The sequence below is a fragment of the Sulfurovum sp. TSL6 genome (assembly GCF_019972115.1).
In the GTDB taxonomy this organism is placed as follows: domain Bacteria; phylum Campylobacterota; class Campylobacteria; order Campylobacterales; family Sulfurovaceae; genus Sulfurovum.
The window spans coordinates 728,763-748,816 of the sequence record NZ_BPFJ01000002.1 but is presented as its reverse complement, the minus strand read 5'-3'; the positions used below and the strand labels follow the sequence as shown (position 1 = coordinate 748,816).

21 protein-coding genes are annotated in these 20,054 nt (G+C 39.6%); 14 read left to right on the top strand and 7 right to left on the bottom strand.

Annotation, left to right across the window (positions count from 1 at the left end):
- Positions 1-64: 64 nt before the first annotated feature.
- From gspG to mobA, 8 genes are all read left to right on the top strand, one after another.
- The gene (gene gspG / locus LDM93_RS08855) at positions 65-496 is read left to right on the top strand and encodes a type II secretion system major pseudopilin GspG (RefSeq protein ID WP_223892034.1); all 432 of its coding nucleotides are present in this window, start codon (positions 65-67) and stop codon (positions 494-496) included.
- A 33-nt stretch (positions 497-529) separates the two neighbouring features.
- Positions 530-1,054 (top strand): prepilin-type N-terminal cleavage/methylation domain-containing protein, encoded by a 525-nt coding sequence (locus tag LDM93_RS08850; RefSeq protein ID WP_223892033.1) that lies wholly within the window; start codon positions 530-532, stop codon positions 1,052-1,054.
- Complete coding sequence (locus LDM93_RS08845) at positions 1,051-1,467, top strand: hypothetical protein (RefSeq protein WP_223892032.1); 417 nt, start codon at positions 1,051-1,053, stop codon at positions 1,465-1,467. The genes LDM93_RS08850 and LDM93_RS08845 overlap by 4 nt, the downstream gene beginning before the upstream one ends.
- Before the next feature lie 89 nt (positions 1,468-1,556).
- Positions 1,557-2,771 carry a type II secretion system F family protein gene (locus LDM93_RS08840; RefSeq protein ID WP_223892031.1) on the top strand — a complete coding sequence of 405 codons (1,215 nt, stop codon included), beginning with the start codon at positions 1,557-1,559 and terminating at the stop codon, positions 2,769-2,771.
- A gap of 1 nt (position 2,772) precedes the next feature.
- Positions 2,773-3,507: a TIGR04219 family outer membrane beta-barrel protein gene (locus tag LDM93_RS08835; protein ID WP_223892030.1), complete on the top strand. Its 735-nt coding sequence runs from the start codon at positions 2,773-2,775 to the stop codon at positions 3,505-3,507.
- Positions 3,507-3,992, top strand: a complete 486-nt coding sequence (locus LDM93_RS08830; protein WP_223892029.1) for an RDD family protein — start codon at positions 3,507-3,509, stop codon at positions 3,990-3,992. The genes LDM93_RS08835 and LDM93_RS08830 overlap by 1 nt, the downstream gene beginning before the upstream one ends.
- Positions 3,989-5,107: an MFS transporter gene (locus LDM93_RS08825; RefSeq protein WP_223892028.1), complete on the top strand. Its 1,119-nt coding sequence runs from the start codon at positions 3,989-3,991 to the stop codon at positions 5,105-5,107. The genes LDM93_RS08830 and LDM93_RS08825 overlap by 4 nt, the downstream gene beginning before the upstream one ends.
- Positions 5,104-5,679, top strand: a complete 576-nt coding sequence (gene mobA, locus LDM93_RS08820; RefSeq protein ID WP_223892027.1) for a molybdenum cofactor guanylyltransferase MobA — start codon at positions 5,104-5,106, stop codon at positions 5,677-5,679. Before LDM93_RS08825 ends, mobA begins: the two co-directional genes overlap by 4 nt.
- Before the next feature lie 3 nt (positions 5,680-5,682).
- On the opposite strand, the gene LDM93_RS08815 is transcribed toward mobA, so the two are convergent.
- Positions 5,683-6,582 (bottom strand): LysR family transcriptional regulator, encoded by a 900-nt coding sequence (locus LDM93_RS08815; protein ID WP_223892026.1) that lies wholly within the window; start codon positions 6,580-6,582, stop codon positions 5,683-5,685.
- 119 nt (positions 6,583-6,701) lie between these two features.
- On the opposite strand from LDM93_RS08815, the gene LDM93_RS08810 reads away from it, so the two are divergent.
- Positions 6,702-7,766, top strand: a complete 1,065-nt coding sequence (locus tag LDM93_RS08810) for a YeiH family protein (protein WP_223892025.1) — start codon at positions 6,702-6,704, stop codon at positions 7,764-7,766.
- 22 nt (positions 7,767-7,788) lie between these two features.
- Here LDM93_RS08810 and LDM93_RS08805 read toward each other — a convergent pair whose 3' ends face one another.
- On the bottom strand, positions 7,789-9,378 hold the full coding sequence (locus tag LDM93_RS08805) for a YifB family Mg chelatase-like AAA ATPase (protein WP_223892024.1): 1,590 nt from the start codon (positions 9,376-9,378) through the stop codon (positions 7,789-7,791).
- A gap of 88 nt (positions 9,379-9,466) precedes the next feature.
- On the opposite strand from LDM93_RS08805, the gene gdhA reads away from it, so the two are divergent.
- The gene (gene gdhA / locus LDM93_RS08800) at positions 9,467-10,819 is read left to right on the top strand and encodes an NADP-specific glutamate dehydrogenase (protein WP_223892023.1); all 1,353 of its coding nucleotides are present in this window, start codon (positions 9,467-9,469) and stop codon (positions 10,817-10,819) included.
- A gap of 136 nt (positions 10,820-10,955) precedes the next feature.
- On the opposite strand, the gene def is transcribed toward gdhA, so the two are convergent.
- The 5 genes from def to LDM93_RS08775 all read right to left on the bottom strand — a co-directional run bounded on the left by def (position 10,956) and on the right by LDM93_RS08775 (position 15,475).
- On the bottom strand, positions 10,956-11,480 hold the full coding sequence (gene def, locus LDM93_RS08795; RefSeq protein ID WP_223892022.1) for a peptide deformylase: 525 nt from the start codon (positions 11,478-11,480) through the stop codon (positions 10,956-10,958).
- Positions 11,481-11,492: 12 nt separating this feature from the next.
- Positions 11,493-12,080 carry an ATP-dependent Clp endopeptidase proteolytic subunit ClpP gene (gene clpP, locus LDM93_RS08790; protein ID WP_223892021.1) on the bottom strand — a complete coding sequence of 196 codons (588 nt, stop codon included), beginning with the start codon at positions 12,078-12,080 and terminating at the stop codon, positions 11,493-11,495.
- A 110-nt stretch (positions 12,081-12,190) separates the two neighbouring features.
- Complete coding sequence (gene tig, locus LDM93_RS08785) at positions 12,191-13,483, bottom strand: trigger factor (RefSeq protein WP_223892020.1); 1,293 nt, start codon at positions 13,481-13,483, stop codon at positions 12,191-12,193.
- Between the two features lie 133 nt (positions 13,484-13,616).
- The gene (locus LDM93_RS08780; RefSeq protein WP_223892019.1) at positions 13,617-14,423 is read right to left on the bottom strand and encodes a hypothetical protein; all 807 of its coding nucleotides are present in this window, start codon (positions 14,421-14,423) and stop codon (positions 13,617-13,619) included.
- A gap of 53 nt (positions 14,424-14,476) precedes the next feature.
- Positions 14,477-15,475 (bottom strand): hypothetical protein, encoded by a 999-nt coding sequence (locus LDM93_RS08775; protein ID WP_223892018.1) that lies wholly within the window; start codon positions 15,473-15,475, stop codon positions 14,477-14,479.
- A gap of 250 nt (positions 15,476-15,725) precedes the next feature.
- Here LDM93_RS08775 and LDM93_RS08770 point away from each other — a divergent pair, with 250 nt between their 5' ends.
- The 4 genes from LDM93_RS08770 (at position 15,726) to LDM93_RS08755 (ending at position 19,788) form a co-directional block, all read left to right on the top strand.
- Positions 15,726-16,673: an A/G-specific adenine glycosylase gene (locus LDM93_RS08770; RefSeq protein ID WP_223892017.1), complete on the top strand. Its 948-nt coding sequence runs from the start codon at positions 15,726-15,728 to the stop codon at positions 16,671-16,673.
- A 65-nt stretch (positions 16,674-16,738) separates the two neighbouring features.
- Positions 16,739-17,317 carry a GTP cyclohydrolase I FolE gene (gene folE, locus LDM93_RS08765; protein ID WP_223892063.1) on the top strand — a complete coding sequence of 193 codons (579 nt, stop codon included), beginning with the start codon at positions 16,739-16,741 and terminating at the stop codon, positions 17,315-17,317.
- Positions 17,318-17,579: 262 nt separating this feature from the next.
- Complete coding sequence (locus tag LDM93_RS08760) at positions 17,580-18,785, top strand: NifS family cysteine desulfurase (RefSeq protein ID WP_223892016.1); 1,206 nt, start codon at positions 17,580-17,582, stop codon at positions 18,783-18,785.
- Positions 18,786-18,813: 28 nt separating this feature from the next.
- Positions 18,814-19,788, top strand: coding sequence for an iron-sulfur cluster assembly scaffold protein (locus tag LDM93_RS08755; RefSeq protein ID WP_223892015.1), 975 nt, complete (start codon positions 18,814-18,816; stop codon positions 19,786-19,788).
- Positions 19,789-20,054: the final 266 nt, after the last annotated feature.

Genomic DNA, 20,054 nt, shown 5'->3' with positions numbered 1-20,054 from the left:
CGATTAAAGTAAAATTTGTTTGATTGGATCAAAATATTATACCAAAGCAAACTAAAGGACATGCATGCAAAAAAATACTCCGTTAAGAGCCGGTTTCTCTCTTATAGAACTGCTCATTGTGATCGTTATTCTTGGAGGGCTTGTTGCTGTTGTGGCTCCGGGACTTATGGATGCTGCGGATGAGGCCAAAAGAGATACGGTATGTTTAAAAATGAACGATCTAGGCAAAAGACTTGACATGTTCAAGCTTGATAACGGGACCTACCCTGAAACAGAAGAAGGCTTTGCAGCACTTTTAAGCAACCCTGATCCAGATAAGTATCCCAACTATCGTGCAACGCCTTATCTTAAAAAACTGCCTAAAGACTCATGGAAAACTCCTTTTATCTATATCAACAAAGGGTCAGAGTTCGAACTCATCTCCTTTGCTGCTGACAGAAAAGAGGGTGGAGAAGAGAACGATAGAGATATCCTCTTTAGTGAATGTAACAAATAAGTTCTCTCTATGTCCACTATCAAGAGATATAACGTGAACAAAGGGTTCTCTCTTTTAGAGCTTCTTATCGTTATTCTCATTGTCTCTATGGTTTATTTTCTAGGTTTTGAGGGAGTTGAAATAGGTAAAAAAAAACCAAAAGCACTCACACCCCTTAACCTTAAATCTAATATTATTTCATCAGAACTCTTTAAAGGAGAAGGCACCCTTCTCTGCATTGATCAGTGTCGTACCTGTTACTTCAGATCGGATGTCTCCTCTCCATTCGAAGCCTATACAAATCCTATAGATCTCACAAATATCCAAGCCTATACGCTTGATAGATATGATGCACTGACCCGTATCGAATACGGCCGGTATCAAGATCAAAAAATTTGTCTGATCATGGACTTTTTCAAGAATGGAAGCTCCACCCAGATCATTTTAAAAAATGATGAGGAGAGCTATTTCCTTCCTGCTTTTTTTGGAGACCCCCAAAAGTTTTCTACCCCCGAAGAAGCAAAAGAGTATTGGTTGAAAAACAGTACTTTGGCATCTGACAGCGGAGCGTTCTATTGAAACAGTTACGTCCGGCTTTTACCATTATTGAGATCCTTATCTCTGTGATCATTCTTTCACTGGCTATTCTTCCTGTACTCAAAGTGCATACAGACAATCGTGAACAGATCATCTACATTTCAGAGAGGAACAAGCGTGCTTTACAAGATTCTATGTATGTAGAAAGTACTGTACTTCAGCAACATAAAGAGACAAAAAATGCTTATGAACTATTGAGAGGATCTTTCAAAATAAACGATCTGAAAAGCCGTGAGATATTAAAGAAGAATCGTAGAGAAATCTATATCCCTGAAGCAATCAATATCACTCCCCTTCCTGAAGAGGGCGGACCTACTGCTATCGTCAATGAAGTGATGCTCAAAGATAAACACTCTTCGAACTATTATTTCTTTAAATTGGATGCCTTTGAATAAAGGGTTAAAATCGTTTCATCTTTTCTTATAGCAAGATACAGCTAAAAAAGTTATAATACTTATAATTTACTGCAAGGACATATACGCGGATGCTTTTTAAGTACAAAGGTTTTGACAAAACAGGTAAAAAGGTCAAAGGTACTGTTACGGCAAGTTCTGAGGAAGAAGCAGGGCAAAAACTTCGTACACAAAACATCTATCATGAAGGGCTTACCCCTACCAAAGAGTTTTCACTGGAAGCCTTTTCCAAACGTCAAATGCCGGGAGAACTACTGAGTACTTTTTCCAAAGAACTCTCCTCTTACCTTAGCTCAGGTATGACCATACTTACCGCGGTCAAGCTTCTTGAGAATCAGCATGAAGGAGAAAAAAAATATGTCTCTTTTCTGAACTCTGTGAAAACAATGATCGATGAGGGAAAGTCTCTCTACCATGCACTCAATACCCAAAAGGTCTATGCCCTGCCTGAGTTTTTTCTTCAAAGTCTCAATGTTGCAGGACAGGGTGGAAAGATGGTCGAAGTCCTTACGAACATGGGCAATTTTTTCTCTGCGCAGAACAAAGTCAAAAAACAGGTCAAGGGAGCCATGGTATATCCTGCCATCATTTTTACGGTTGCTATAGGTATGACCTCTTTCCTGATCGCTTTTGTGGTACCGAAGATCACAGGTATTTTTGAAGATACCGGTCAAGAGCTTCCTCCGATTACTCAATTTGTACTTGGGTTGAGCGACTTTTTGACCTCCCATTATATTGCTATCATTGTTGCCATCCTCTCTGTGATCCTCATTTTTAAACTCTCTTATGCCAAAATAGATACCTTTCATCGCATCATCGATTCAATGCTACTGAAAATGCCTGTACTGGGAGCACTGATCCAAAATCATGAACTTGGGAGGTTTTCGTACATCCTCTCTCTGATGCTCAGCTCGGGTGTTGCCTATGCCCAAGCCGTGCAGCTTGCCAAGGCGACTTTTGCAAATTATGGCTTACGTGACCTGTTTGAAAAAGCATCTGTTAAAGTACTGGAAGGAAATAAACTCTCCAATGCACTTCAAATGGCAAAAGGTGTAAAAATAAAACGTAACTTTATGCAATCTTTGGCTCTGGGGGAAGAGTCAAGTGAAGTGGCACAGATCCTGGACAATACCTCTGCACTATATGCCGAAGAGAATGAAGACAAACTCAAACTGCTTCTTAGTCTACTTGAGCCCTTTATGATGCTCTTTATCGGTGTGGTCGTGGGGGTCATCGTGTCAGCGATGCTTCTACCGATCTTTACTATGACACAAGGATTACAATAAAATGGCGAATGTAAAAAAACTTGCACTCTACCTACTGCTTACACTAAGTCAGATGCATGCGGATACGATAGGGGGAGAAATTTCCCTTGGTTTTTTCAATCATCAGCCTAACGGCGATGCTTCTTATAAAGGAAGCGCTACAGATATGGAAGAAACGCTAGGCTTCAGTGAGGAACAGGATATCTTTTTAAAAGCGTATTTGGAACATCCTTTACCTGTCATTCCCAATATAAAATTGGGATATACCACACTTTCACATGAAGGGAGCAGTAGTGTAGATAACTTTACATGGGGAGATACTACCTATAATGGTACGATAGCCAGCAGCTTGTCGCTTGACATGACGGATGTCACACTCTATTATGAATTTCTTGACAATTGGGCTGAAACGGATGCCGGACTTACCCTGAGATATATCTCTGGAGATATGGATGTGCACAGCGTGGAAGGGAGTAATGTTGCAGACTTTTCAACCTGGGTACCGATGCTCTATGGTAAAGTACGTTTTACACTACCTGTCACGGATCTCTCTTTTCAGCTTGAAGCCAATGCCATCAGTTATTGGGATATCACCGCTTATGATTATGAACTCTCTGCCCGCTATACCCTGGCTATGGGAGTAGGTCTGGAAGCAGGATATAAGGCATTTCACCTGGACAGTGATGATTTGATCAATCGATTCAATGCAGACATGGACTTCTCAGGTCCCTATGCTGCTGTTCTTTGGGATTTTTAATGGCTAAACAACGTTTTAGAGAGATCAAACAAGGGAAGGTCCAAGAACAGACACCCAAAGTGAATTCTTCATCAGATCAGAATAATTATGCATCCGTAGGATTGAAAATCAAAGCTTTTTTGACCGATGCCTTCATGCTTCTTATGCCTATTATGTATGTTGTTTTTTATCTTGTCATGGATGGCAGGGAAGATTTTGCCGAACACAAACTCCTGGGGTGGTTCTATATACTTCTCCCCTTGATCATCGTGCAGACGCTTTTTATGTATAAGACGGGGCAAACACCAGGGTATCGTGCCTATCACATTACACTGATTGATGATCATACCAAAAAGAAACCTGCTCTTTTTGTCATCCTGTTTAGAAATCTGACTGCGATTCTTTCTTTGTTCACCTTTCTGGGTTGGGCACTGATGTTTTTTAGAAAAGACAACAAAACACTGCATGACCTCTTGTCTGCAACGGCAGTTGTAAACAAAAAATGAAACCAGCCAACACATTACTTTCACCGCTTTTAGGGGGATACTACTTTTTTTACTTTGCCCTTGTGGGTGTCTATGTCATCTTCCTGCCAAAAGTATTGTTGGATCTGGGATATACCCCTATGGAAGTGGGTATCATTTTTGCAGCTGCGCCCTTCATGCGCTTTTTACTGCCTTTTGTTTTTCGACACTTTCTCTCTTTAAGCCCTAAGGTCTACCAACTTTCCTTGTTCTTTACCTTTGTAGGTACCTTGCTTTTCTTGGCCACGGTACATGATTTTTGGGTTTATCTTGCTGCAAACCTTCTCTTTGGTGCCGCGATGGGGATCTCTCTTCCCTATGTTGAAACCATTGCTCTGGCTTCTCTGTCCAGACACATTTACGGCAAAGTACGACTGTGGGGTTCTCTTGGGTTTATGGGTATTGCGCTATGGTTGGGGAAAGTACTTGAATCACCTTATGAAGCCCTCTATTACTTAAGTGCAGTGGCATTCTTAACCCTTCTTTTTGGTGCTATGCTTACAAGATATGACACGATCTCCCATTCTTCAGCACAAGATGATGCCTCATTTTCACTCACAAAATATTGGGCATTTTGGGTTTCTATCTTTTTAATGCAAGTGGGTTTTGGCGGCTTCTATAACTTTTTTACCATCTACGAAACCGCACATGGGATCTCACTTGAAATGACAAGTTGGATGTGGAGTTTTGGCGTGATCTGTGAAATTTTTATGTACTATTTCCAAGGTCCTCTTCTGCAAAGAAACCTGCTTCGTATCTTGCAGTTTGCTACACTGATAACCGCACTCAGGTGGATGATATTGTATCTCTTTCCAGACTCGATCACATGGACCTTTGCATCACAATCTTTACATGCCATCGGTTTTGCACTCTACCATACTGCAGCCATCACCTATGTGTTTTCACTCTATACCCAGAAAAAACTTGCACAACAGTTTTTTCTGGGTATCTCATTTGGGTTAGGGGGTTCAGTGGGTGCTGTACTTTCCGGTCAAGTCTATGGAGAATATATTTTCTTAATCGAGTCTCTTATCACTTTTATTGCATTTGCCGTCTTGATAATACATCAACAACGTAAAGCGCGTGTAACCATATGAGAGGAATCACAACTGCCGTCATCTTTGCAGGTGGGAAAAGTTCTCGTATGGGCGAAGACAAGGCTCTGCTGCCTTTTGCTCATTACCCTACACTGACTGAGTTTCAACAGGATAAACTCAGTACCCTATTTGACAAAGTATATATCTCGGCAAAGGAGAATAAATTTGATTTTGACTGTATAGTGATCAAAGACAACTATAAAGAGAGCTCTCCTCTTGTGGGGCTCATCTCTATTTTTGAAACACTAAAAGCAGAAGAGGTTTTTATTTTAAGTGTGGATGCACCCTTCGTCAACAAAGAGACCATAGAGAAGATCTTGAAACATAATGAAAGCAAATTCGATGTGATCGTAGCACAAAGTCCAAGTGGTGTTCAGCCTCTCTGTGGACTCTATAAAAGGTCACTCTTGCCTTTGGCCTATACACAATTAGAAAAAGAGAATCATAGATTGGGTGATCTGCTACGCCTTGCCAATACACTCTTTGTAGAGTTTGATGAAGATGCTCCCTTTACAAACCTGAACCATCCCAGAGAATATCAAGAGGCCCTTAAAACTTTTAAAAACCATTAATGGCTAGTCTGTTTGTCCCTCTATCATCTGCATCATCAGTTTTCGAGAGAAGAAGACAAACTTTTCGAACAGTGAGCTATGATACTTGTCTTTATGATAAATCATCAGGAAATCTCTTTTACACTCAAAGTCTTTTACAGGCACTTTATAGAGTTTCCCTTCCTCGATTTCATTTTTCACTGAGATCTTTGAGATACAGGTCAAACATTCACGGTTCATCAAAATACTTTTAATGGACTCTGTATGTCCAAGTTCCAAGAAAATATTCAGATCGTCTACTTTATCTTTAATATAACCCAAAAAGACGTCTCTTGTACCAGAACCCTCTTCTCTAAGTACCCATCTTTTGTGTTGCAGTTCATCGATTGTACATGGTTTACAAAGGTTCTTGTCTGCTGTGACAACAACCAGTTCATCTACCCCTATTTTCTCTTTCACTATCTCTGAACCTGGCACTAGCCCTTCCACAAAACCTATATCAATCGTTCCCTCTTTGATCATATCTGCGATCTCTTTGGTGTTACCCTCTTTGAGCGTGATCTTCACATCAGGATAAGAACTCATATAACTACAGATAATGGCAGGCATCAAATAGTCCACGATGGTGGTACTCGCACCTACCCGGATCATCCCCTTGTTTTCTGAATTCTTAAATTCATACTCAATGTCTGAAAGCTTTTTAAAGATGGGATCAATCTCTTTATAAAATGCACGTCCCACTTCATTAAGCACAAGCTTTTTATTGATCCGGTCAAACACAGGTCGACCCAAAATATTTTCTAATTCTTTAATGGACATAGAGATCGCTGATTGACTTAGCTTCATATCTTTAGCCACATTCGTCAAATGCCCAGAGACCACAACATTTAAGAAGATCTCCATTTGTCTAAGTGTTAATTTCATATTTTTCTCTTCTTTAGAATTGATTTACTTCATTAGTTCAATGAATGGTTTGGAAATTATATCAAAATTATAGTAGAATTCTAAAAATGTTATCAATAATTTTGAATAAAAGGATTTTTATGCCGTTTTCTCCACAAAAACGTAAAGGTACCCTAAGTGGTATTTTCTTTGTTGCTATCTTCGCTGCAGCTGCAACATTTATCTCAGATTTCCCTGCTGTAAAGGCCTTGGGTATCTCACCGCTTGTGATCGGTATCGTCATGGGTATTTTTTATGCCAACACTTTGCATAACCAAACTCCCGAAGCATGGCAAGGAGGGATCACTTTTTCAGCGAAAAAGATTCTTCGTTTTGCGATCGTTTTCTATGGTTTTAGACTTACCTTCCAAGAGATCATCGATGTAGGGTTGGCAGGATTCCTTGTTTCTCTTATCATGCTGGCTTCTACCTTTATCCTCGGTACATGGTTAGGGCACAAAATCTTCGGTATGGAGAAAGATACTTCTATGCTGACCGCTTCAGGAGCATCAGTATGTGGTGCCGCAGCGGTACTTGCTACTGAGCCTGTACTGAAATCTGAAGAGTATAAAGCTGCTATTGCGGTATCGATGGTTGTACTTTTCGGTACGATCTCGATGTTCCTCTACCCTGTACTCTACACGGCGATCATTGAACCTGCAGCTGGATTCCTTCATATGACTGCAAAAGAGTTTGGTATCTACGTAGGTGGTACGATCCACGAAGTTGCGCAAGTGGTTGCGGTACCTGCTTCCGTACCTGGTGCACCTAAAGAGATGGCTGATGCGGCTGTGATCGTTAAGATGACAAGGGTTATTATGATCGCTCCAATGCTGATCATTCTTGGTATCTACTTAAGCTACTCTGCTAAAAAAGAGGGGGGTGCAGGTGAAAAAGTGAAACTTGTGATTCCTTGGTTTGCAGTTTACTTTATCGGTGTGGCAGGGTTCAACTCACTGCATCTTATACCTACAGATATTGTAAGCCTTATCAACGAGATCGATACTTTCCTTCTTACTATGGCAATGACTGCGCTAGGTATGGGAACACGTTTTGCGAAGTTCAAAGGACTTGGACTCGCACCGGTCTATACGGCATCAGCAATGTTCGCATGGCTGGTACTTGGTGGATTTGTCGTTACTAAAGCGGTTTGTTCGGTATTTTAATACTGAACAGATCGATCCTTATCTATCCCCTTCTTCTATAACTGAGGGCCTCTAATATATCTGATCTTTCTATCAACGTGTGAGCATTCAAATCAGCGATCGTTCTGGCTATTTTTTTCACTGATGCAATACTTCTATGTGAAAGTGCAAATTTACTGATGGCATTCTCTAAAATCTGACTTGCATTATTCCCTAAGAGACAATATCTCTCTATCTCCTCTTCACTCAATTTTCCATTGAGACGTTCCTGTCCACGTGCTTTTTGCATCTTAAATGCTTCAAGTACTTCTTGGTGCATCTGGGCAGAGCTGATGTCGCCTTTATCCTTACTATCTACTTCCTGCATCACAATAAAAAGGTCTATACGGTCCAAAAATGGGTCAGAGAGTTTGTTCTGGTAACGCTTTATCTCCACTTCACTGCATCTGCAAGCTTTACTTTTGGAAAGAAGATTACCGCAAGAACAAGGGTTCTGCGCGGCTACGAACATGATATCCGCTTCATACTCGATCTTGGCATTGACCCTGGCGATGTGTACTTTTTTATCTTGAAGTGGTTCTCTAAGGGCTTCAAGGACTGCTTTGGAGAAGTGGGGAAGTTCATCGAAGAAGAGTATCCCCTTATGTGCCAAGGCCACCTCTCCTATCTTGGCTACAGAGGAGCCTCCACCGAAAATAGATGCAGAGGTGGCTGTGTGATGAGGAGACCGTATAGGGCGCAAGGCTGAAAAGCTTGGTGTTACGCCATCTAAAAACTGATGTTTGGCTATGGAAAGTATCTCTTCTTCAAAGAGTGGAGGCAAGATATCTTTGATACGTTTGGCTATCATACTCTTACCACATCCCGGATTTCCTTCCATCAAAAGATTATGCATTCCGGCTGCTGCAATGAGCGAAGCTCTTTTGGCTATGGATTGCCCTTTGACATCACTAAAATCACTTTCATATTTTCTTTCGAAATAATACGATCTCTCTTTCAGTGTTAAACATTCAGATTTGTAAGAAAATGCCTGTACATTTGCTTTAAAGTTCTTGCTCTTCAATATCCCCATCGCCTCATTAAGTGAATCTACCGCAATAAAATCTACCCCAGAGATATGACTCAAATAGGGAATGGACTCTTTAGGAACAATGGCCCGTCTGATCAAGCCTTGTTCCTTAAGAGATAAGACCAACGGGAAAAGCATGGAACTTGTTTTCACCTTTCCATCCAATCCAAGTTCACCAAATACAAAAAGTCCTTCCTCGTCTACTACGGTTTTATGCATAGCAATGAGCAATGCCATAGCCAAATCCAAGTGGGTCCCTGACTTCTTGAGATCCGAAGGACTCAAATTAATCGTAATCTTTAGCGGAGGAAAAACAAAGTCATTGGTAAGCAGTGCAGACTTTGTTCTCTCTTTTGCTTCCTGAATGTCACTGCTGGCTAAACCTACGACCGTAAATCCCGGAAGCCCCTTGGTAAATGTGGCTTCGACTTCTATTACCTGTGCATTCACACCCTCAAGTGTTGCACAGGTCAATCTATTCACAATAGCCTCTTTTTTGGGTCTTTGTTTTCCTTGGTTCTCTTGCTTTTGAGGTGGGGTACCACTATCCGTTTTTGCATTCATACAATCATGATGCACTAATTTTGAAAAAAAGGTTGAAAATATGTCAAATTGTAATATAATTGGGTTTACATACATACAAAGGAATGACATGGAGTATATTGAGCAAGCCATGACGCGTGCCGAAAAAAGTAACTGTAAAGGAGACATCATTTTTTTTCAAGCACTAAGAGAAGTGCTCGATACGATACAACCGCTGATAGAAAAACATCCCGAATATCTGCATCAAAATATCATAGACCGTATTATGGTTCCCAATAGAGAGATTCACTTTAAAATAGAATGGATGGATGATGACAATATCATCCATGTCAATAACGGGTACAGAATTCAATTTAACAATGCTTTGGGCCCTTACAAAGGCGGTGTACGTTTTCATCCTTCGGTCAATCCGGATATCTTAAAGTTTCTTGCTTTTGAACAGATCTTTAAAAATGCGATCACCGGACTTCATATAGGAGGTGCAAAGGGTGGAGCCGATTTTGATCCTAAAGATAAAAGCGATAAAGAGATCATGAAGTTCTGTCAAGCGTTTATGTCTGCTTTTTATAACAGTATAGGTGCAGACATTGATATCCTGGGTGGAGATATCGGTGTAGGGGCCAGAGAAGTGGGCTACCTTTTTGGACAATACAAACAGCTCACCAACTCTTATGACAGTATCATCACCTCTAAGCCCCTTTCCCTAGGTGGAAGTTTAGGACGTACCGAGGCAACAGGGTATGGACTAATCTATTTCACACAAACCTTCCTGGAGGATATGGGAGAAACACTCAAAGGTAAAATCTGTACTATTAGCGGCAGCGGTAATGTCGCGATCCATGCGATAGAAAAACTTTATGAGATCGGTGCCATTCCTGTCACCTGTTCAGATTCCAAAGGTGCTATCCATGACAGTAACGGTATAGACCTTGAACTTTTAAAAAAGATAAAGCTAGAAAGAAGGGCTTCACTGGAATATTATGCACTCGAAAGAAAGAAAGCCGTTTATGTGAAAAGAGAAAGCTATAAGGAGGGATGCAGTTTTGTATGGGACATACCCTGTTTTGCAGCATTTCCTTGTGCCACACAAAATGAATTAGGTGCAAGCTCTGCAAAATTACTCATAGACAATGATGTGAAGATCGTTGCGGAAGGTGCAAATATGCCTACCACACCTGACGCTATCAATCTTTTTACAGAGAACAACATTCTTTTTGCCCCTGCCAAAGCAGCCAATGCCGGTGGTGTAGCCGTCTCTGTATTAGAGATGAGCCAAAACAGTTCACTGAATTATTTTTCCTTTGAAAAAGTAGATGAAAAACTGCGAGACATTATGTCAAATATCTATAGTGACCTTAAGAAAACATGTGATGAACATAAGCTCGATATGGATCTTATCTCTGCTGCTAATATTTTAGGATTTAAACGTGTCGCTGATGCGATGATCATGCAAGGGGTATAAATAATACATTTTAAAGGAAGCATTTTCCAAAAAACTGGAAATGCTTTCAAAAAGTGTCAGAAGTCGTAAGGTTGTGCTTTGAATTTTACAGGTGTACGTGAAGTACTCCGAAAAATTCAAAGTTCAAGATTGCTGCTTATGCCTCTTTTAATCTTCGTTTCCACTCTTTTTCGAATTTCTTTCTCTTCATATAAGAGAGTTTTTCAATGAATACTTTTCCATCCAAATGATCTATCTCATGTTGTATGGCAATAGCAAGAAAGTCATCATCTTCTATCATATGCTTATTACCCTCTCTGTCAAGATACTCTACTTTTACATGTTTTGCACGTTCAACTTCTTCATAGATACCCGGAACAGAGAGGCATCCTTCTTGAAATTTTTCTGAACCATCTTTTTCAAGTATCATAGGGTTGATCATCTCTAGTGTATTTTCTTTAGGCTGATCATGTTCTCCGTCTGCACCCTCTAAAGGAATGTTGATGATCAGTGCCCTTATATCAACACCGACTTGAATGGCTGCGAGACCTACACCGTTACGTGCACGCATCGTATCATACATGTCATCAAGAAGATCATGCAATGTACCATTAAAAGACTCTACCTCTTTTGAAATAAGTTTGAGCCTTTTGTCCGGATATACTACTATTTCTCTAACCATATACCGTCTCTATTATATAAAGCTTTTTGTGAGTACTTTGTCTATAAGCCCGTATTCCAATGCTTCTCTAGCTGACATAAAGTTATCTCTCTCTGTATCTTTTTCAATACGTTTGGTTGTTTTACCTGTTTGCTCTGCCAAGATCTCATTCAATGTGTCTTTGAGTCTTTGTATCTCTTGTGCTTGTATCTGGATATCTGTTGACTGTCCTTGCGCACCACCTGAAGGCTGGTGGATCATAATACGTGCATGTGGCAGCGCATAACGTTTACCCTTTGTCCCCGAAGAGAGCAAGAAAGCACCCATAGATGCTGCTTGACCTATACAGATTGTTACAATATCCGGTTTGATGTAGTTCATCGTATCGAACATTGAAAGTCCAGACGTGATCACACCCCCTGGAGAGTTAATGTAAAAATAAATATCTTTATCCGGATCTTGTGCTTCAAGAAAAAGAAGTTGTGCCACTACAGTAGAAGCCACTTGATCATTGACTTCACCACTTAGCATAATAATACGGTCTTTAAGTAACCGTGAATAGATATCGTAAGATCTTTCACCTCTACCTGTCTGTTCTACAACGTATGGAATATAACTCATTTTTTGCCTTTAAATAGTATATAGTTAAATAGATTTTTTATCCACTCAACTATACACTCTATAGGTTAACAGAACAAATAACAACTTACGTTGCTATTTGTTTGCTTGTTTTATTTATCTAAACCTAACATCTTACCAAAGAGTTTATCTTCGATCATACCCATCTTCACAGCTGGGAGAAGATTGTTCTCCTGGTAGTATTTGATCACTTCTTGTGGATCTTGACCACTCATCATCGCTTCGTAGTAAATGGCTTGTGATACTTCTTGATCATCTACAGATACATCTTCTTTTTTAGCCAAGGCATCTACGATAAATGTCGCTTTTACAGAGGCTACTGCATCTTCTCTTACTTCTTCACGGAGTGCTTCAACTTTTTCAGGATTGTCTTTGAAAGAGTTAAGTTCCTCTTCACTCATTTGCTGTGCTTTTGCATTGATCTTTGCATCGATCTCTTGTTCAACAATATTGTTTGGCAATGCAAAATCAAATTTAGCCACCAATGCTTCAACCAATTTTGGTTTGAGGTCTTCGTTATAAAGTTTTGAAATCTCTGTTGATTCGATCTGAGTTTTAACTCTGTCAGTCAACATTTCAAGTGTTGCATTCTCTTCACCTTGAAGAAGTTTTTGTGCCAATTCATCGTTAAGCTCTGCTGGTACCTGCTCTTGGATTTCATGAAGTTTTACTTTGAATTCTGCTTCTTTACCTGCAAGGTCAGCTGACTGATACTCTTCCGGGAAAGTTACTGTCACTGTTTTCTCTTCATCATACTTCATACCGATGATCTGTTCTTCAAATCCTGGGATGAATTGTCCAGAACCGATCTTAAGGCTGAATTTTTCAGCTTTACCACCGTCAAATGCTACACCGTCAACAAAACCTTCAAAGTCGATCACTACCATGTCACCGTCTCTTACCATACGTTTTCTTTTGATCTTTTCATAAGGTGCTTGCTGTGAAGCGATCTCATCAAGTTTCTCTTGGATATCTTTTTCTGATGCTGTTGGTCTTTCAAAGGCAGGAAGTACATCCATATGACCTTCCGCTTCGAATACCGGTCTAGTAGAGATCTCTACTTCCACATCAATACCTGAATCAGTTTTTTCATACTTTTTAAAGGTAGGCTGACCGAGCATATCTGCAGGATTGATACCGGCTTCTTTCATACCCGCATCAATAAGCTCTCTGAGTACTTCACCTTCAGCATCCTGTGCAAGCTTGTCACCATGCAGCTTTTTCACTACGTGGGCAGGTACTTTACCTTTTCTGAATCCATCTACTTTCATCTCTTTACCAGCTTGAACAGCCATCTTGTTAATGTTCTCTTCAACAGCACTGTTTTCTATAGTACCGCTTACGATAATATTTGCGTCGTCTACTTTGTTTACTGTAACTTTCACTACAATCCTTTATATATAATTACGTGATTTTATCTAAATAAAGTTGAAATACCAATAAGCGTTAAAATGATAGGAGGAAAAGGGGTTGCTAGAAAAACTCTCCAGAGCGACTCTGGAGAGCTAAAAAATCAAACTATTTATAACTTCTTTTAATGTCTTTTTCTATATTACCAGGAGCAGAGGCTATCTTCATAAACTCTGTCATACTTAAAAGAGGCAGAGAAACCGCCAAATAATATTTAGGGTCCAGCATCACGGCCTTACCCTCTTTGATGATGCTTCTATATGGCAGTATCTGTGCATTATGTACTGCATCGATCTTAACAAGAAACTTATTAGTTCTGCTTCTTAGATTATGCCCGACAAGCGTTGAACCATTAGGAAGTTTAAGGCTATAACTTATATATTTATTGTCTTTGAGTTTTGTTTCCAAATCTTCACCTTCAGCTACTCCGATCGTATCTTCTACATGAGCCATACCCATCATAAACTGATAGTTAGGAAGTTTTGCAAGTTTAAACTCATCTTCTACTGTATAAAGATCACCCAGTGCTTTTTGAAGAGACTTCAATGTCCCGGCAAACTGACCATATTTAAACGTGTCTTGAAGGTATGCTGCACCAAAGTATGATGGATTTTGTACACGCACTTCTTTTTCATTGACAAGTACATTCAAGGTTGCCAACCAAGTGTTTGTAGCTTTTAATTCTTTATTTGTCACTGTAATAACAATAGAACCTTTGATCGGTGCAGTCACAGCCAAAATGGAAAAACCATTGGCTTTCAATTTTGACTGTACTTTTTTGGCATCTTGTGCTTTGGCTGCATAATAGGTACTAAGCACTTCAGGTGCAGGTGCAGATATATCCAGTTTAGTACTTTCAGCTTGTGCAGTAGCCAACGCCAATAAAAATGCTAATATTATGTTGATCAATTTCATCTATGTATCCCTTTTTTTAATTTTTTTCATCACTCTTGCTTCAACTTTCTCGATCAGTCTTTACCGAGTGTTACCACTTCAAAGCCCATCTCTTTAAAGGTTTCAACGACTTCTGCATCGATCGCTCTCATATAATCGATACGTTTTTGGTCTTTAAAGTTGAGTGCATTGATCCAATTATCCACAGATGCATACCCTACGTGAAGTTCATTGCTCCCTTTAGGAATATAGAAGTAGACTGAACATGGTGCGAACATACCTGCTTCAGGCATACCTCTGTTAAAGATGGAGTTTGAAAATTCAAAGTGACAAAGCATAGAGACCCAGTAAGCATCATATTTGTCAAATTCCAGTTCCATATCAGCATATTCAAATTTAAAATCAATGAATCCGGCAATAATAAAATTATGTTGAGAGAAACGTCCGTCATGGTCCATGACAAAATCTTCAACAAATGTTTCTATATCATCTGTTCTTTCAAACTTTTTCACCATTCTTGTCAATCCATTTTTCGGTAATGGCTTCGTATGTTCAAATCTTTTTGATTTCATAGGCTTCATCTCTTTTTCTACCAATGCATCAAAGGAATGTATCATAGCTGTAAACTCTTTCCTTGTCTCCGGATCTTTCTCCCCAATGATGTCCAACATCGTATCTGGAGCAAGGTGTCCATACCAAGTGTTATCATCTTTTTCTTTATCAAGCGTTTTATAGCCAAAGAAGTTAAAGGGAGCATAGGCACCAAAATCCGGGTTTTTAAGGAAAAGTGGTCTAAGTGCTTCTGGATTTACAAGACCATAGAAAGAGATCATCTCCAAAGTTTTCTCTTTGAACATGTTTTGATAATGTACCTGTATATTTTTGTTAGCTTGCACCACAGAATAACCAATTGACTCTGACTTTTTGATCAACGCATCCAACTGGACCGCTTGATTACCTTCATTTCCCCAAAGTTCTGCTGTAAGTTTTGTTTCTGCCATGTTTGAATGCACATCTGCCTGTGCGACTCCAACAAGCATCAAAAATGCCAATATCACTTTATTTAATTTCATACGTCTTCCTTATAGTGTTCAATAGAATCTCTTATGGTAATGAAAATTGCATTAATATGTGTTTAACCATCAAATAAACTGTACTTTCATCAAATTCTCTCTTACAAAGTACTTTTCTGTATCATTTTTATCATTCACTTTTTTGCAAAAACCTCTCTATCATTGCCTCTTTACGCTTTCACTAAATATATCTTAGAGAGCTTTATCATACATTCTACACGTACAAAGCTACACATGCTATAATCCCATCATGTATAGACAAACCCACCAAAATATCCAAAACTGGTACCAAGAATATGGACGACTGGACTTGCCCTGGCGTAATACGGATGAAACCTATTATATCTACCTCTCAGAAGTGATGCTTCAGCAGACACAAGTGAAAACCGTGTTGGAGAAATACTATATTCCTTTTATTGAACGTTTTCCTACCCTTAAGAGTTTAGGTGAAGCACCTCTGGATGATGTGCTAAAGATGTGGGAAGGGCTTGGCTACTATAATCGTGCCAAAAATTTACATAAGACTGCTACACTTGTAGATGAACTGCCAAGTGATATAGAGGAACTCATTAAACTTCCCGGCATAGGTCAAAATACTGCACATGCAGTGGCAGCCTTCGCCTTTAACCAACCGGTTCCCATTATGGAAGCCAATGTAAAACGTATACTTTGCCGTTTACATCAACTCATCACACCCACGGATAAAAAACTTTGGGAAATCGCTTACGACCTGGTAGACAAAGTCAATTCTTTTGACTACAACCAGGCGATGATGGATATAGGGGCAACCATCTGTTTGCCTAGAAATCCAAAATGTGAGATCTGTCCTCTCGGTGACATCTGTAAAGGAAAGGAAGAACCTACACGATACCCTACAAAAAAAAGACGTGTGGTCCCCACCAGAGAACAGAATATTCTCATCCGTGTATATGAAGATAAACTTTCACTGACGCAAAGAGAAGGTAAATTCCTGCATGGCCTATGGGGATTTGAATCTGTGGAGATCCCAGAGTGTGCCTCTGAGTATCTAGGTGAAGTCACCCATGCCTATACACACTTTAAGCTCATCTGCAAAGTCTATGTCTATTATGAGCATAGTCCTGAAAAATCTGACTACTTCAGTGAAGATGAAATACAAAAACTCGCTATCTCCAAAGTGGATGAGAAGATTGTTAAATTGTTTTTAGCTACAATGTGAAAAATAAATGCATCCGTCATTCTCGGGCTTGACCCGGGAATGACACATAGGCAGGATATACCATGATGAATAAAGAAGAAGAATTTGAACAAGCTGTAACCAAAGTCCTTGAACTTTTAGGAGAAGATCCGAAACGTGAAGGATTACTTCAAACACCCAGCCGTGTGGCCAAAGCTCTGAAGTTTCTTACAGAGGGTTATGACCAGGATCCAAAAAAAATCCTTAATCAGGCTCTTTTCAGCACAAGCAATGATGAAATGGTACTCGTACGTGACATCGAATTCTACTCTATGTGTGAACATCACATGCTACCTATTATAGGGCGTGCACATGTGGCATACATACCCGACGGAAAAGTAGTGGGTCTCTCCAAGATCCCTCGCATCGTCAATGTCTATGCCAGACGTTTACAGATACAAGAACAGATGACAGAACAGATAGCAGATGCCATTTCAGAAACGATCAAGCCTAAGGGTGTAGCAGTAGTCGTTCATGCACGTCATATGTGTATGGAAATGAGAGGGGTCCAAAAGATCAATTCAACGACAGTCAGTTCTGCACTACGCGGTCTCTTTAAAAGTGATGAACGTACCAGAAATGAATTTTATAACCTTATTAATACACCTACCCCTTCAAATTTTTAAACCAAAACGGACACTCTCCGTATTTGGCTCTTGTTACTTGCCTATACATTCTATAGACAGCCCCTATTTAAACGCTCTCTTTAGATATAAATCAGAGTAGAATCATCCTCTTTCACTTAGAATTTATCTTAATTTAAGAATAACATCGTATTATGCGTTAAACCAATTAGGACTAAAATAGTCTTAATTAAAATGAGTATCGTTACAAACAAAAAATTAAATAAAATTGAATGGATTTTGTTCTATTCAAAGGAGAAAATGAATGAAGGTCTATTTAGACAATAATGCAACAACTATCGTTGACCCTCAGGTCTTCGCTGAGATGGAACCTTACTTTGTACAAAAGTACGGCAATCCAAACTCATTACACATATTTGCAAGTGATACACACCCTGGTATCAAATCCGGTATGGAAAGAATCTATGCGGGTATCAATGCTCCTAGAGAAGATTCTGTTATCATCACTTCTTGTGCAACAGAGAGTAATAACTGGGTACTCAAAAGTATCTATTTTGAACAGATCCTGACAGGTAAAAAGAACCATATCATTGTGTCTGAAGTAGAACACCCTTCTATCATTGCCACTGCGAAGTTTATAGAGAGTATGGGATGTAAAGTCACGTACCTTCCTATCAACCATGAAGGACTCATAGATGCACAGAGTGTAGAGGAGAGCATTACTGACAAAACCGCTCTTGTATCGATTATGTGGGCGAACAACGAAACCGGTGCTATCTTCCCGGTAGAAGAGATAGGTGCTATCTGTAAAAAGCACAATGTACCTTTTCACACAGATGCCGTACAAGCTATAGGTAAAACACCTGTCGATGTACAGTCATTTAATGTTGACTATCTTACATTTTCAGCACATAAATTCCATGGACCTAAAGGTGTAGGTGCCCTCTATATGAAAAAAGGCAAAGAGCTTATGCCTCTGCTTCATGGTGGTTCACAAATGGGTGGATACCGTTCAGGTACACTCAATGTGCCTGGTATCGTAGGTATGGGTAAAGCAATGGAACAGGCTATCGATGCCCTTGACTATGAAATGTCAGAGATCAGAAAGATGAGAGATGCTTTTGAAGATGAACTCCTCAAGATCGAAGATACATTTGTTGTAACACCAAGAGAAAAAAGAACACCAAACACCATCCTTATCTCATTTAGGGGTATCGAAGGTGAATCGATGTTATGGGATCTTAGCCGTGCAGGTATCGGTGCAAGTACAGGTTCAGCTTGTGCAAGTGAAGATCTGGAAGCAAACTCAGTAATGGAAGCTATCGGTGCAGCAGAAGACCTGGCACATACAGCTATCCGTTTTTCACTGAGCCGTTACACGACACAAGATGAGTTAGACTACACACTCAAAGTAGTTAAAGCAGCTGTCATAAGACTTAGAGGTATCTCAAGTTCATATGCATATGCACCAGAAGGTCATGAGAGTGGATTAGACTCTCATCACCATTAATAGATAAAAATTTAATAAAGGATATAAAATGGGTATAGATAGTTTAGTAGGCGGTACCATCTGGGATGAGTACAGCAATAAAGTAACAGATTTAATGAACAACCCACAAAACATGGGTGAGATCACAGAAGAAGAAGCGGAAGCGATGGGTGCTAAACTCATCGTTGCTGACTTTGGTGCAGAGAGTTGTGGAGATGCCGTAAGACTTTACTGGGCAGTTGAGCCTGAAACAGACAAGATTCTTTCATCTAAGTTTAAAAGTTTTGGTTGTGGTACTGCTATTGCCTCTTCTGACACGATGGCTGAACTTTGTAAAGGTAAAACAGTTGATGAAGCAGTAAAGATCACGAATATTGACGTTGAAAAAGCAATGCGTGATGATGCAGATACGCCTGCAGTTCCACCGCAAAAAATGCACTGTTCTGTTATGGCTTATGATGTGATCAAAAAAGCTGCTGCACAATACAAAGGTGTAGATATAGAAAGCTTGGAAGAGGAAGTGATCGTGTGTGAATGTGCACGTGTAACCCTCTCTACACTGCAAGAGGTAATTCGTCTAAATGACCTTACAACAGTTGAACAAATCACAGATTACACAAAAGCGGGTGCATTTTGTAAATCATGTATCAAACCTGGTGGACACGAAGAAAAAGATGTGTATCTTGTAGACTTGTTGGAAGAACACGAAAAAGAAAAAATGGCTGCTGGTGCAACACTTGGTAATGAAAGTGGTGCCGGGGCTGATTTTGCCAAAATGACTATCGTTCAACGTATCAAAGCGGTGGACAAGGTAGTAGATGAAAATATCAGACAAATGCTTGTCATGGATGGCGGTGACATGGAGATCCTGGACATCAAAGAGAACGGTGAGAACTTTGACATTTATATCCGTTATTTAGGTGCATGTTCTGGTTGTGCAAGTTCAAGTACAGGTACACTTTTCGCGATAGAAAATATCTTAAAAGAGAAACTGGATGAGAATATCAGGGTTTTACCAATCTAATCTCTCTTCCTTTTTCATTTTACACCTGAGGCTTTTGCCTTAGGTTCATTTAAAACTAAATTATCCATTTGAAGATCATCAATCATTTCAAAATTACCTACATTTCTTTTAATTGATTAATAAATATACAGAAACAACTATATTGATTGAATTATCTAGGTTATACTAACTTTCCATAGCATTAATTCCTAATCTATGGGCGTTAAAACAGATAAATTACAATTTTTTTATTGTAATCTCCTTTTTGAATACAACACTCGTCATCT

Bases quoted from the DNA above. Each gene is read 5' to 3' on its own strand.
- LDM93_RS08840 (WP_223892031.1), top strand. From the start codon at position 1,557: ATGCTTTTTAAGTACAAAGGTTTTGACAAAACAGGTAAAAAGGTCAAA.
- LDM93_RS08755 (WP_223892015.1), top strand. From the start codon at position 18,814: ATGGGTATAGATAGTTTAGTAGGCGGTACCATCTGGGATGAGTACAGC.
- LDM93_RS08780 (WP_223892019.1), bottom strand. From the start codon at position 14,423: ATGAAATTGATCAACATAATATTAGCATTTTTATTGGCGTTGGCTACT.
- LDM93_RS08815 (WP_223892026.1), bottom strand. From the start codon at position 6,582: ATGAAATTAACACTTAGACAAATGGAGATCTTCTTAAATGTTGTGGTC.
- mobA (WP_223892027.1), top strand. From the start codon at position 5,104: ATGAGAGGAATCACAACTGCCGTCATCTTTGCAGGTGGGAAAAGTTCT.
- LDM93_RS08825 (WP_223892028.1), top strand. From the start codon at position 3,989: ATGAAACCAGCCAACACATTACTTTCACCGCTTTTAGGGGGATACTAC.
- LDM93_RS08805 (WP_223892024.1), bottom strand. From the start codon at position 9,378: ATGAATGCAAAAACGGATAGTGGTACCCCACCTCAAAAGCAAGAGAAC.
- LDM93_RS08770 (WP_223892017.1), top strand. From the start codon at position 15,726: ATGTATAGACAAACCCACCAAAATATCCAAAACTGGTACCAAGAATAT.
- gdhA (WP_223892023.1), top strand. From the start codon at position 9,467: ATGGAGTATATTGAGCAAGCCATGACGCGTGCCGAAAAAAGTAACTGT.
- clpP (WP_223892021.1), bottom strand. From the start codon at position 12,080: ATGAGTTATATTCCATACGTTGTAGAACAGACAGGTAGAGGTGAAAGA.
- LDM93_RS08810 (WP_223892025.1), top strand. From the start codon at position 6,702: ATGCCGTTTTCTCCACAAAAACGTAAAGGTACCCTAAGTGGTATTTTC.
- def (WP_223892022.1), bottom strand. From the start codon at position 11,480: ATGGTTAGAGAAATAGTAGTATATCCGGACAAAAGGCTCAAACTTATT.
- LDM93_RS08835 (WP_223892030.1), top strand. From the start codon at position 2,773: ATGGCGAATGTAAAAAAACTTGCACTCTACCTACTGCTTACACTAAGT.
- LDM93_RS08775 (WP_223892018.1), bottom strand. From the start codon at position 15,475: ATGAAATTAAATAAAGTGATATTGGCATTTTTGATGCTTGTTGGAGTC.
- folE (WP_223892063.1), top strand. From the start codon at position 16,739: ATGAATAAAGAAGAAGAATTTGAACAAGCTGTAACCAAAGTCCTTGAA.
- gspG (WP_223892034.1), top strand. From the start codon at position 65: ATGCAAAAAAATACTCCGTTAAGAGCCGGTTTCTCTCTTATAGAACTG.
- LDM93_RS08830 (WP_223892029.1), top strand. From the start codon at position 3,507: ATGGCTAAACAACGTTTTAGAGAGATCAAACAAGGGAAGGTCCAAGAA.
- LDM93_RS08760 (WP_223892016.1), top strand. From the start codon at position 17,580: ATGAAGGTCTATTTAGACAATAATGCAACAACTATCGTTGACCCTCAG.